This window comes from Pseudomonas sp. TAA207, from assembly GCF_001529285.1.
In the GTDB taxonomy this organism is placed as follows: Bacteria; Pseudomonadota; Gammaproteobacteria; order Pseudomonadales; family Pseudomonadaceae; genus Aquipseudomonas; species Aquipseudomonas weihenstephanensis.
On sequence record NZ_LLWJ01000065.1, the window covers coordinates 31,847 to 45,576 of the forward strand.

Annotated in this window: 8 protein-coding genes, 1 tRNA gene and 1 pseudogene; all 10 read left to right on the forward strand. The window is 57.3% G+C overall.

All coding sequences use genetic code 11. The features are described 5' to 3' along the window. Positions 1–8: 8 nt before the first annotated feature. The 10 genes and pseudogenes from rpoD to pqqF all read left to right on the forward strand — a co-directional run bounded on the left by rpoD (position 9) and on the right by pqqF (position 13,659). Positions 9–1,856, forward strand: coding sequence for an RNA polymerase sigma factor RpoD (gene rpoD / locus AP059_RS11255; RefSeq protein WP_059765282.1), 1,848 nt, complete (start codon positions 9–11; stop codon positions 1,854–1,856). A 133-nt stretch (positions 1,857–1,989) separates the two neighbouring features. Next, positions 1,990–5,361 carry a bifunctional diguanylate cyclase/phosphodiesterase gene (locus tag AP059_RS11260; protein ID WP_059765285.1) on the forward strand — a complete coding sequence of 1,124 codons (3,372 nt, stop codon included), beginning with the start codon at positions 1,990–1,992 and terminating at the stop codon, positions 5,359–5,361. Between the two features lie 15 nt (positions 5,362–5,376). Then, a tRNA-Ile gene (locus tag AP059_RS11265) sits at positions 5,377–5,453 on the forward strand. 177 nt (positions 5,454–5,630) lie between these two features. Continuing rightward, positions 5,631–6,546: pseudogene (locus AP059_RS11270) on the forward strand (hypothetical protein). A gap of 135 nt (positions 6,547–6,681) precedes the next feature. Beyond that, entirely contained in the window at positions 6,682–7,233 is a 552-nt protein-coding gene (locus AP059_RS11275) for a hypothetical protein (protein WP_059765287.1), read from the forward strand. A 3-nt stretch (positions 7,234–7,236) separates the two neighbouring features. Further along, the gene (locus AP059_RS11280; RefSeq protein WP_059765289.1) at positions 7,237–7,677 is read left to right on the forward strand and encodes a type II toxin-antitoxin system YafO family toxin; all 441 of its coding nucleotides are present in this window, start codon (positions 7,237–7,239) and stop codon (positions 7,675–7,677) included. A gap of 316 nt (positions 7,678–7,993) precedes the next feature. Then, positions 7,994–8,446, forward strand: coding sequence for an Lrp/AsnC family transcriptional regulator (locus AP059_RS11285; RefSeq protein WP_048364213.1), 453 nt, complete (start codon positions 7,994–7,996; stop codon positions 8,444–8,446). Between the two features lie 171 nt (positions 8,447–8,617). Continuing rightward, on the forward strand, positions 8,618–10,300 hold the full coding sequence (locus AP059_RS11290) for a flavin monoamine oxidase family protein (protein WP_059765291.1): 1,683 nt from the start codon (positions 8,618–8,620) through the stop codon (positions 10,298–10,300). A 71-nt stretch (positions 10,301–10,371) separates the two neighbouring features. Next, complete coding sequence (locus tag AP059_RS11295) at positions 10,372–11,166, forward strand: carbon-nitrogen hydrolase family protein (protein WP_059765293.1); 795 nt, start codon at positions 10,372–10,374, stop codon at positions 11,164–11,166. A gap of 48 nt (positions 11,167–11,214) precedes the next feature. Continuing rightward, complete coding sequence (gene pqqF / locus AP059_RS11300; protein ID WP_059765295.1) at positions 11,215–13,659, forward strand: pyrroloquinoline quinone biosynthesis protein PqqF; 2,445 nt, start codon at positions 11,215–11,217, stop codon at positions 13,657–13,659. Positions 13,660–13,730: the final 71 nt, after the last annotated feature.

The window sequence follows — 13,730 nt, forward strand, 5'->3', positions numbered from 1 at the left end:
AGGGTGTTATGTCCGGAAAAGCGCAACAGCAGTCTCGTATCAAAGAGTTGATCACCCTCGGCCGTGAGCAGAAGTATCTGACTTACGCAGAGGTCAACGACCACCTGCCCGAAGATATTTCAGATCCGGAGCAAGTGGAAGACATCATCCGCATGATTAATGACATGGGGATCCCCGTACACGAGAGTGCTCCGGATGCGGACGCCCTTATGTTGGCCGATGCTGACACCGACGAAGCCGCTGCTGAAGAAGCAGCCGCAGCGTTGGCGGCAGTAGAAACCGATATCGGTCGCACTACCGACCCAGTACGCATGTATATGCGTGAAATGGGCACGGTAGAACTGCTGACACGCGAAGGCGAAATTGAAATCGCCAAGCGTATTGAAGAAGGCATCCGTGAAGTGATGGGCGCAATCGCGCACTTCCCTGGCACGGTTGACCATATTCTCTCCGAGTACACTCGTGTCACCACCGAAGGTGGTCGCCTGTCTGACGTCCTGAGCGGTTATATCGACCCGGACGACGGTATTGCGCCGCCCGCAGCCGAGATTCCGCCTCCTGTCGACCCCAAGGTGAAAGCCGAAGGTGATGAGGAAGAGGACGATAAGGAAGAGGCCAGCGAAGAAGAGGAAGAGGTCGAAAGTGGCCCCGACCCAATCATCGCGGCACAGCGCTTTGGCGCCGTTTCCGATCAGATGGAAATCACTCGCAAGGCCCTGAAAAAGCACGGTCGCGACAGCAAGCAGGCAATTGCCGAGCTGGTTGCCCTGGCTGAGCTGTTCATGCCAATCAAGCTGGTCCCGAAGCAATTCGAAGGCCTGGTTGAACGTGTTCGTAGCGCCCTGGAGCGTCTGCGTGCACAAGAGCGAGCCATCATGCAGCTGTGTGTACGTGATGCACGTATGCCGCGTACCGATTTCTTGCGCCTGTTCCCGGGCAATGAAGTCGACGAAAGCTGGAGCGACGCGCTGGCCAAAGGCAAAAGCAAATACGCTGAAGCCATTGGTCGCCTGCAACCGGACATCATCCGTTGCCAGCAAAAGCTGTCGGCCCTGGAAGCTGAAACCGGCTTGAAGATTGCCGAGATCAAGGACATCAACCGTCGCATGTCGATCGGTGAGGCCAAGGCCCGCCGCGCGAAAAAAGAGATGGTTGAAGCCAACTTGCGTCTGGTGATCTCCATCGCCAAGAAGTACACCAACCGTGGCTTGCAGTTCCTCGACTTGATCCAGGAAGGCAACATCGGCTTGATGAAAGCGGTAGACAAGTTTGAATACCGCCGCGGCTACAAATTCTCGACTTATGCCACCTGGTGGATCCGTCAGGCGATCACTCGCTCGATTGCCGACCAGGCCCGCACCATCCGTATCCCGGTGCACATGATCGAGACGATCAACAAGCTCAACCGTATTTCCCGTCAGATGTTGCAGGAAATGGGCCGTGAACCGACCCCGGAAGAGCTGGGTGAACGCATGGAAATGCCTGAGGATAAAATCCGCAAGGTATTGAAGATCGCTAAAGAGCCGATCTCCATGGAAACCCCGATCGGTGATGACGAAGACTCCCACTTGGGTGACTTCATCGAAGACTCGACTATGCAGTCGCCCATCGATGTCGCCACGGTTGAGAGCCTTAAAGAAGCGACACGCGACGTACTCGGCGGCCTCACAGCCCGTGAAGCCAAGGTACTGCGCATGCGTTTCGGTATCGACATGAATACCGACCACACCCTTGAGGAGGTTGGTAAGCAGTTCGACGTGACCCGTGAGCGGATTCGCCAGATCGAAGCCAAAGCGCTGCGCAAGCTGCGCCACCCGACGAGAAGCGAGCATTTGCGCTCCTTCCTCGACGAGTGATCCCAAAACCCCCGGCCCTGCCGGGGGTTTTGCTATGTGCCCGCCACACGCTTCGCCTTCTTTTTCCCTCTGCACATCCTCGCGCCCTGCCCCCGTCTACACTCGACTCACCCGAGCGTAGAGCGAGACGCGCATGCCCCGACTGATAGCCCCCCTCTGCTTACTGTTCATCGCCTGGACGGCAACGGCAAACGCCCTGACGCTGACCGATGAAGAACGCCAATGGCTGGATAACCACCCTGAGCTGCGCCTGGGGATCGATGCTACGTGGCCGCCTTTCGAATTCCGCGATGACAAAGGTCTCTACACCGGTCTTGCTGCGGACTACGTGCAACTGATCAAAGACCGACTCGGCGTAACGATAAAACCCGTGGAGCCGTACAGCTGGAGCAACGTGCTAACGCTGGCCAAAGAGGGCAATCTGGATTGGCTGCCCGGCATCATGTCGACCCCCGAGCGGCAAAAAAGCCTGGCCTTTACCCGCCCCTACCTCGACTTCCCGATAGTGATCCTGGCGCACAAAGGCGGGGCTTCACCAAAAACCATCAAAGACCTGTACGGTTTAAAAGTCGCAGTGGTTGAAAACTATGCCCCCCACGAGCTGCTTCAGGCCCAACACCCCGACCTGAATCTGGTGGCACTGCCCAATGTCAGCTCCGCATTGCAAGCATTGGCCACCGACCAGGTGGATGCGATGGTCGGCGATCTGGCCTCCAGTGTGTGGAGTTTGCGCCAACTCAAACTGGATGGTTTATACGTCAGTGGCGAAACGCCCTACCGCTATCAATTGGCAATGGCCGTGCCTAAAGATCAAACCGTCTTGCTGCGCCTGCTCGATAAAGTCATGGCTGATATAAGCCCAGGCGAACTCCAGGCCATCCAGGAACGCTGGATCGGCAACACTAACGACTACGGCTCCCTGTGGCGCGGCGTGTTGCTCTATGTATTGCCGGGCATCCTGTTGTTGGTCAGCGTCTTGGTGGTGGTAATTCGGATCAACCGACGCCTGAGCTCCGAAATTTCCCGCCGTATCGCCCTTGAACAAGAACTGCGTAGCAGCGAATACCGCTACCGAGGGCTGGTCGAAAGTCTGTCGGCTATTGCATGGGAGGCGAATCTGGATGACTACACCTACACCTACGTGTCCCCTCAAGCCGAAGCGTTAATTGGTTACCCGCTGGCAGATTGGTTAGTACCAGGTTTCTGGGCCAAAATCGTTCACCCCGATGACCTGGAGCGAACCCAAGCCTTCTGCAACCAGGAGATCAGCGCGGGCCGCGACCACAGCATCGACTATCGCGTACTCACCGCTGACGGCAGAACCCTGTGGCTACGCGACATCATCAGCCTCACCCACCACAACGAAAAACCCGTTCTGCGCGGCCTCATGATCAACATCAGCGAAGCCAAACACACCGAAGAAGCCCTACGCCTGTCGGAAGAGAAGTTCGCCAAAGCCTTTCACGCCTCCCCCGATGGCTTATTGTTGAGCCGCCAAAGCGATGGCCTGCTGATCGAAATCAATGAGGGTTTCAGCCGGCTGAGCGGCTACGACACGGCCAGCGCGCTGAACCGCTCATCCCTGGACCTGAAGATTTGGGCCGACCTGCACCAGCGCAATGAATTATTGGCATTGCTGAAACAAAATGGCTTTGTCCGGGATTTCAGGTGCAACCTGCGGCACAAAAGTGGCCGCATTCGCTTGTGCGAAGTTTCCAGCCGTCCGCTGATGATAGGCCGCGAAGCGTGCATGCTGACCATCGCCCGCGACATCACCGAACGCCAACACATGCAGGAAAAACTGCAACAAACGGCCACCGTCTTTGAAAGCACGGCCGAAGGTATTTTATTCACCGATCCACAGCAAAAAATCACCGCCGTAAACCGCGCCTTTAGTGAAATCACTGGCTACAGCGAACGTGAAGCATTAGGCCATACGCCCCGAATACTTGCCTCCGGCCAGCACGACAGCGCGTTCTATGCCGCGATGTGGCACCAACTCACAAGTGAAGGCCACTGGCAGGGCGAAATTTGCAACAAACGCAAAAATGGTGAGTTTTACCCCAGTTGGATGACCATCAGCGCGGTGCGCACTACCGAAAATATCGTGACCCACTTTGTGGCCGTGTTTGCCGACATTTCCAGCCTCAAACACGCCCAGGCGCGCCTTGACTATCAAGCCCATCACGACCCGCTGACCGGTTTGCCCAACCGCTTATTGTTCGAAAACCGACTGCAACACGCCCTCAACGAGCACAGCGCACAAGGAAAATGCGGCGCCGTCCTGTTTCTGGACCTCGATCGTTTCAAAAACATCAACGACAGCCTGGGCCATCCCGTCGGCGATCTTTTGCTCAAGGGCATCGCAACGCGCCTGAAAGAGCAATTGCGCGATATCGATACCGTCGCCCGCCTGGGCGGCGACGAATTCATCATCCTGCTGCCGGGCCTGCACCAACCCCACGATGCCGAGCTGATTGCCGACAAGCTGCTGACGTGTTTCAACGCGCCCTTTGCTGCTGGCGAACACGAACTGTTTATCAGTGCCAGCATCGGCACCAGTGTTTACCCGGATGACGGCAGCGACGTTGCCACACTGGTTAAAAACGCCGATGCCGCCATGTACCGCTCCAAACTCAAAGGCCGCAACCGTGTCGAGCGCTACACCCACGATCTCACCTCACAAGCGCGTGAGCGCGTGGTGCTTGAGCAAGAGCTGCGGCGCGCCCTAGAACGCAATGAGCTGTCCCTGTTCTATCAACCCAAAATCAGCCTGCTTGATTTCACGCTGGTGGGCGCCGAAGCACTGATTCGCTGGACTCATCCCACGCTGGGCGTTATCCCACCCGAGCGCTTTATTCATCTGGCCGAAGAAAACGGCATGATCATCCAGGTGGGCGATTGGGTACTGGAGCACGCCTGCGCGCAACTAAACATCTGGAATCAGGGTTACGAACCTTTTGGCCCGGTGTCGGTTAACCTTGCCGGCGCCCAGTTGCACCAGCCTCGCCTTGTCGCACGCATCCGTCAGTTACTCAACAGTCACGGCTTGAAACCCGACTGCCTGCAACTGGAGATCACTGAAAACTTCATCATGAGCCAAACCGAAGAAGCGCTTAAAGTGCTGCACCAACTCAAACGCCTGGGCGTGCAACTGGCCATCGACGACTTCGGCACCGGTTACTCTTCGCTCAGTTACCTCAAGCGACTGCCGCTGGACACCCTGAAAATAGACCAATCCTTCATCCGCGGGCTGCCGGACGACCCACATGACGCAGCCATCGTGCGCGCCATCATCGCCTTGGGTCGCAGCATGCAATTCACCGTCATTGCAGAAGGCGTAGAAAACCTCGCCCAACAAGACTTCCTAGCCCAGGCAGGCTGCGAGCAAATTCAGGGCTACATCGTCAGCGTGCCTTTATCGGCAGAAGAATTCGCTGCGACATTTCTTCGTATCCCTATTTCAGACTTTTCGGATAGCACTGTAGAGAAACCATCGTTATAATCCGCGACCTACTGAGGGCCTATAGCTCAGTTGGTTAGAGCAGGGGACTCATAATCCCTTGGTCGTAGGTTCGAGTCCTACTGGGCCCACCATACTCAAAGCCGCGCACTGCGCGGCTTTCGTGTTTCTGGGGTTTGAAAAGTTGAAGCCGGAACATTGCAAAAAAGTGGTTCCGTCCAAGATTTGTCCAATTTCATTTTTGGATAGCTGGACTCACAGCCAATTTTTCGTCAGGTTCGGGTCTTCGTCCGGCTTGGTAAAGCCCGCCCCTGGTTTCGTTCTGGAGTACTTACCAGTTGGTCGCGGTGGCCGATGCCCCGAGCGGCGCAGGGATCTGCGACGACTTCCGCCCGCGCTATGCAGTCGACATCGAGGTCATGGGGCCAGACGGCGAGCCAGACACCCAACTGCCTACCTTGGCCGGAGTCCCGCTGCCGCTGCCCACAGGCGGTGAGGAAATGGCCATCTAGCCTTCCCCGAAGAAGGCACCCAAGTCGTGGTGTGCTTCGCTTACGGCCTGCCGCACAAGCCCTACATCCAAACCATTCTCCAGCACGGCCTGAGCATGCCCAAAGTCCCGAAAGGGGATCAGGTCTGGCAACACAGCGAAGCGTGCCAGCAGCGGGTCGATGCCGACGGTAACTGGCTGCGCCAAACCGATGGCAAGATCCAGGACAAAGCGATCGAGCGCGAAGTCGAAGCCTTGGACTACACCGAGACCTTCCAGAACCACACCAGGACGGTGGACGACCATTCAACCGAATCAGTGGGCGGGATCAAGAAAATAGAAGCGCTGGGCGCGCTCAAGCTGCTATCGGGCAGATCTGCGAGCCTGGCGACTGTGGATGATCTGCACCAAGCGACCGGCCGGGACTTCAATATAGTGGCGGGGCGCAAGCACAACGCCACCGTGGGTGGCGACATGCAGGAACGAATCGAAGGGCTGCGTAAAAGCGTGGCGGGGGTTAGCCAACGGTTGGTAGCCCCCAAAAACTGGATCGGGGCGGAAACGTGAACCTGTTCCAGGTGGTGTGTGATGTGCTCGATCTGGTGCAACAGATGAACACGCAACTGGCCGGGCATACGCATGGGCCGACGCCATTGCCCAGCAATGCGGCAGCATTTACCGCCAACGCGGGTATGGCCACGCTCATGGAGGGGGTGTTAAAAACCATTACCTTGTGAGTCCGTGAAGCCTTTTCAATACGCAGCAAACTAACCTGCTATTACGCCCATCGGAGGGTGGTGGCAAAGCCCGATCAACAATGAAATGATTAGCGCATTCAGCTGCCATGCGACACGCAGCAAAGGACATCAAGAATGACTACGAAATTACCCCCACAAAAGCAAAATGCGTTACGGGACACTGTTTCTACAGCGTGCCTTATGCTGGCATCTGCTTGTTTCTTTACCGCAGACCTGAACGCTTCAGGGGCCCAACTACAACCGTATTCAGAAACGATCTTGTCTCAGCTTGAGTCCTCTAGCTCCAAGCGAGAGTTGTTGGACACGCTTCCTCAGTTCCTCACAGCGGTGGAAGAGCTTAACGTCACTTTGGATCGCCTATACAACGGGCCGTTGCAGGTGAAGGTTATTGATGCACTCGAGATCAAATATCGACTGTCAGAAGCTCTGCTCAGTCAGATACTGTCCCTTCTAAAACCTTACAGGGGCAATAGTGATTTAGGGGCTGACGGCGGCGACAAACTGCTGACTGCCATTGCCGAGGCTCGTTACAAGGCCGATAGAAACCTGCATCAGATCCGTCAAGCCTCGACGCCTTCTAAAACCTTTATCAGTGTTATAGACCCTAATGGTCTTGTTGCCCTGGCAAAACAGGGTCGAGCGGTCGCAACGAACTACAGCTCTTAATCTATGGAGCCAGTAGACGTCTGCTTTCATCCAGCCACCTACGATCTTTTTTTCAAGCCTCTTGAGGTCAGCCATCCAGATCTGATGAATGTACTGCTTGATGACTTCCGCCGTTATCAACAGTCCATGCGCGAAGACCTTCCCCACTATTTCGGGTATGACGCAGAGTATGGCTCGCCCCGCGAAATTGCCGGGTGTATTGAGCATATTCACCTGTGCATCCCGCCTCGCACCTTCAAGAAGCGGCAGCGACAAATGGATCGAAAGTGCCGCATGGGTGAACCTGAGAATGACGTAGCGCTGGTTTACGCACGTGGCCTAATGGAATACCACAAGTTTTGCATCATCGGGATACTCATGCCCGATGCTCACCAGCAGAGCCGAAATAATGAATTGATGTTGTACCTGGGGCGCCTCGGTCGAGAATTTCGATACGCCAACTGACCTCACTAAACCGCCTGCGTCCCTAGTCCTCAAGTAAGGGCTTTTTTACATCGGTCGAAACTTGGGTGGCTCCACCCAGTCACTCCAATGTCCGGCTGGGTCAGCGGTTAAAAAATCGCATCAGCAATAAAAAACCAAAGAAAAAGCACTTATCCCCCTCCCGCAGACGGACTTTGCCTAGTTTTTTTGTGCAAACCCGAGGGCTAGTGCAATCACACCCCCAGACCGCGCCCTGTATGAGTCCTCTGCTGGACGCTCCCACCCTCAAGCGCTGTACCATGGCCGCCCCATATTGCTGACGTCATTGGAGCCTCTCTTGCCAGACATTCGCCCGCCCGCACTGGATGAAATTGACCGGCAGTTGATTGCCGCTTTGCAGCTCAATGCCCGTGAAAGTGTGGCAATGCTCGCCCGCCAGTTGGGCATCGCACGCACGACGGTGACCTCGCGGCTGGCACGGCTGGAAAAAAACAACGTGATTACCGGGTATGGCGTTCGGCTGGGGCAACGCCTGATTGATGGCGGACTGCAAGCGTATGTGGGGATCACCGTTCAACCGCGCTCAGGCAAGGAGGTGGTCAGGCGATTAAGTGCTATGGCGCAAGTGCAGCAACTGTGTGCGGTCAGCGGTGAGTTTGATTATGTGGCGTGGCTGCGCAGCGAATCCCCAGAGCAACTGGATCAATTGCTGGATCAGATCGGCAGCGTCGAAGGTGTCGAGAAAACCACGACCTCGATCATTCTCAGCAGCAAAGTCGATCGCGGATAAGCCTTTTTATCTGTCGCGCACTGCATTTCGCCTACAGCTTTCGTCATAACGCCTAAAAACAAGGCATAACGACGACACTTTGCGTCTTATTTATGTGTTGCGCGCTCCCTATCATGTTGCCTGTCTTTTCCTATACTCAGCGTTATGCGCGGGTCGCCAGCAAGGTCAGCCATGAACAAGAATAATCGCCACCCCCATGATGGCAAAAAACCAGTCACGATTTTCGGCCCGGACTTCCCGTTTGCCTTCGATGACTGGATTGAGCACCCGGCAGGTTTGGGCAGTATTCCCACGCACAAGTTGGGCGCAGAGGTGGCGATTGTCGGGGCAGGCATGGCCGGGATGGTTGCGGCGTATGAACTGATGAAGCTGGGCCTCAAACCCGTGGTGTATGAAGCCTCGAAAATGGGCGGGCGTCTGCGCTCCCAAGCCTTCGAGGGCAGCGAGGGGGTGATCGCCGAATTGGGCGGCATGCGTTTCCCGGTGTCCTCCACCGCGTTTTACCACTACGTCGATAAGCTGGGGCTTGAGACCAAACCTTTCCCCAATCCGCTGACACCCGCTTCCGGCAGCACGGTGATCGACCTCGAAGGCCAGACCTTCTACGCACAAAAACTGGCCGACTTGCCTGCGTTATTCCAAGAAGTTGCGGATGCCTGGGCGGACGCGCTGGAAGAAGGCTCGCGCTTTGGTGACATTCAACAAGCGATCCGTGATCGCGACGTCCCGCGTCTCAAAGAACTGTGGAATACCCTCGTTCCCTTGTGGGATGACCGCACGTTCTATGACTTTGTGGCCACCTCCAAAGCGTTCGCCAAACTCTCGTTCCAACACCGCGAAGTGTTTGGCCAGGTCGGTTTCGGCACCGGCGGCTGGGACTCTGACTTCCCCAACTCGATGCTCGAAATCTTCCGCGTGGTCATGACCAACTGCGATGACCATCAGCACCTGGTGGTGGGCGGCGTTGAGCAAGTACCGCTGGGCATCTGGCGCCATGCACCGCAGCGTTGCGCCCACTGGCCTGAAGGCACCAGCCTCAGTTCGCTGCATCACGGCGCTCTACGCACGGGTGTCAAAGCGATTTCGCGCACAGAGGACGGGCAGTTTTCTGTCACCGACATCCTGGGTGTAACCCGCCCTTACGAAGCGGTCCTGGTGACCTGCCAAAGTTGGCTGCTGACCACCCAGATCGAATGCGAAGAATCGCTGTTCTCGCAAAAGATGTGGATGGCTCTAGACCGTACGCGCTACATGCAATCGTCCAAAACCTTCGTCATGGTCGACCGCCCGTTCTGGAAAGACAAAGACCCTGACACCGGTCGCGACCTGATGAGCATGACCCTCACGGATCGCCTGACCCGTGGCACCTATCTGTTCGACCATGGCGACGATAAACCGGGCGTCATTTGCCTGTCGTACGCGTGGATGAGCGATGCGTTAAAAATGCTCCCCCACCCCGTTGAAAAACGCGTGAAGCTGGCACTCGACTCACTGAAAAAAATCTACCCCAAGGTCGACATTGCCAGCCGCATCATCGGCGACCCGATCACCGTGTCATGGGAGGCCGACCCGCACTTCCTGGGTGCCTTCAAAGGTGCGCTACCTGGCCACTATCGCTACAACCAGCGCATGTATGCGCACTTCATGCAGCAGGACATCCCCGGCGACCAACGCGGGATCTTCATTGCAGGGGACGATGTGTCGTGGACACCGGCATGGGTTGAAGGCGCAGTACAGACGTCATTGAACGCCGTTTGGGGCATCATGACCCACTTCGGCGGTAACACCCATGCCGACAACCCTGGTCCGGGCGACGTGTTTCACGACATCGGCCCGATCGCCCTGCCGGACTAATTTGAAACACCTGTGTAGGCGCCCGCTTGCTCGCGCCTGCACACATGCACACATGCACACAGGAGAACCCCATGCGCGTCGCCCTTTACCAATGCCCACCGCTGCCGCTGGACGTTGCCGGTAACTTGCAGCGCCTGAGTCTCGTCGCGCAGCAAAACAACGGCATTGATCTGCTGGTGCTGCCCGAAATGTTCCTCACGGGTTACAACATTGGCGCAGAGGCTGTCGCCCGATTGGCACAAGCCCAAGACGGCGACGCGGCCCGGCAGATTGCAGAGTTGGCCAAAGCCTGCAACATGGCCATCGCCTATGGCTACCCCGAGCGCGACGCGCTGGGCAGCATTTATAACAGCGTGCAATTGATCGATGCCCACGGCCAGCGCGTGCTCAACTACCGCAAAACCCATTTGTTTGGCGAACTCGACACAAACATGTTCTGCCCGGGTCCCGACGCGTTTCCCGTCATCGAACTCAATGGCTGGAAGCTCGGCGTACTGATTTGCTACGACCTGGAGTTCCCGGAAAACACCCGTCGTCTGGCACTGGCGGGGGCTGAGTTGATCGTGGTGCCCACCGCCAACATGGAGCCCTACGAGTTCATCGCCACTGTCACCGTGCGCAGTCGCGCGTTCGAGAATCAGTGCTACGTCGCCTACGCCAACTACTGTGGTCACGAAGGCGATATTCGTTACTGCGGGTTGAGTAGCATCGCCGCGCCCGATGGCACGCAAATCGCCCTGGCTGAGCAGGATGAAAGCCTGATCAGCGCCACCCTTGAGCACCAGCACATGACTGCCGCCAAGGCTGGGAACAACTACCTGGCCGACCGCCGGCCTGAACTTTACCGTGCGCTGAATGCGCGCTGATTGCTCGTAATCCGCTAGCATGAGCGCTTCTCTGTTACGGAAGTGCCCATGCCTGCGCCCAACCCTCCTCACGCTTCTCGCCTGACCTGTAACAACGGTCTGGCGCTGACCGTGCGTCATGAACCCCGGCTCAAGCACAGCGCCGCCTATTTGCGGGTTGCTGCGGGCAGTCATGACGTGCCCGCAGCCTGGCCTGGCCTGGCTCATTTTCTGGAGCATTTGCTGTTCCTGGGCACGGACCGATTCCCCCCGGCGCAGGGGTTGATGGCCTATGTGCAACAACAGGGGGGGCATATCAATGCCCGCACCAGCGAGCGCCATACCGACTTCTTTTTTGAGTTGCCACCCGCTGCGTTTGAGGGCGGTCTTGAGCGTCTGTGCGACATGCTTGCTCACCCGCGCATGAATACCGCGGATCAACTGCGCGAACGCGAAGTGTTGCACGCCGAATTTATCGCATGGGTGCGTGAGCCATCGACGCAGCATGAGCGACGCTTGTTTCAACCCCTGAATCCGGCGCACCCGCTGCGCGCCTTCCACGCGGGTAACCGCTATAGCTTGCCGGTCCCGCGTGCGGCCTTTCAGCAGGCATTGAAAGACTTCCATGAGCAGTACTACCAAACCGGGCAAATGACGTTAACCCTGGTGGGTCCACAATCCCTTGAAGAACTGATCACGCTGGCTGAACGCCACAGCGCGCCCCTCACATGTGGCGAACCCATGCGCCAGTGTTCACCGCCCCCGTTGTCGGTGACCGGTAAACAGCGTTATCAACACGTTGACGGCCGTCGCCTGAACCTGATGCTGGCGATGGAACGTTTGCCAGTTGCGAGCGACCAAGCGCTGGCGTTTTTGTGTCACTGGATTAATGCCGACAAACCCGGCGGGCTTGTCGCACAGCTGCGTCAGCTACACCTGATCGACACCCTGAACGCCAGCGTGGTGTACCTATTCGACGGCCAGGCGCTTTTTGACATCGCGCTCACAACACCGGCTGACAGCGCGCCGCATGCCCAGCAGATAATCGACGCCTTCGACGGCTGGCTGGCCTTTTTCAGCGCCCGGCAGCCGTGGCCTGCACTGCGTGAAGAGTACCGCTTGCTGCACCAACGTCAGCAGCAGGTCAGCAGCGCACTGGCATTGGCCCGCATTGAGGGTCAGCAATGTGCATCACACTTGTCAGACCAGGGTGTGCAAGCGCTGCGCGCGATTCTGACGCAGATACAGCCTGTGGCGCCGACAACGTTCCAGCATGACTGGCAATTGCCCACCCCCAACCCATTTTTGACATCGGAGAAAGAGCCCGTGAACGCTGGCCTTATTCGCGGACAAACCAGCGCCCACCGAGGCCTGCGCACCTTCGCCCAAGATCGCTTACGCAGCCGCCGCGACAGGTCGGCCATGACGTTCAGCGCAGTGATGCCCACTGACAGCGACGAAGCCGCCCTGCGCCTGCGCTGGCATTTCGCTACAGCCCACGAACCGACGTTTCTGTCGCAGGTTCAGCACTCACTGCAAACCCTAAAGCAGGACGCACATCACGCGGGGGTTGAGCTATCACTCAACGCTCAGGGCAATGACTGGCTGCTCAATATGCGCGGCGTGCAAGAACCCATGCCGACCATTCTTGAACACGTGCTGCGTTCACTTGACGCGCCCGTGCAACACCAGGCTCAAGGTTCGCCTGAGGCGCCGCTGATGCCTATTCGCCACTTGCTCAAGCGCCTGCCCGAACGGTGCCAGGCACAAGCGCTGCCTGCCATCAACGACCTGCAACACGGTTGGGCCTCGGCGCGCTGGGATGGGTTGGCTGTGGGCCTTGCTACCCGTACTCAAACCTTGATCACGGCGGTATTGAATAAGGCTCCCGGCATACCGGATACGGACCTTTCCCCCGCCGCTGCGCCCATGCGCACGCGGCAGTGGCACACCGAACCTTGTGCATCGAGTGAGCACGCCGTGTTGCTGTTTTGCCCAGCGCCCACCGCCGATATCGCTGATGAAGCCGCATGGCGCTTGCTCGCCCATCTTGCGCAACAGCCGTTCTATCAGCGCCTGCGCGTTGAGTTGCAACTGGGTTATGCCGTCTTCAGCGGCCTGCGCCAATTCAACGGGCGCACCGGCTTGCTGTTCGGTGTGCAATCCCCGCACGCAGCAACGACAGAAATCTTTGAGCAGATCAGACAGTTCATCGAACAACTGCCGACGCTTGTATCAACGCTCGATGAAACGTCCTTCATCCAGGCACGCGCCAGCTTGGCCCAACAGTTTTCGACAGAGGCTCTGAGCATGGCCGATGCTCGCGATCTGCTATGGCACGCCAAACAAGCGGGCCATTCGTCGGATTACCTCAAAGCGCTCTACACCGCACTTATGGCGCTCGAACCAAGCACTACACTCAACGCAGCTCAGCGCATCAACCAGCCCAATTGCGACTGGCTGTGCTTGGCCACGTCGCCCGAAACTGAAACGTTTAATCGAGGACGAAGCTGATCGTTACCAACGGTGTAATGAGCTTTCTTCGACTTTGGTCGTTCAGCAACAGTCAAATTTAGTAACATAGC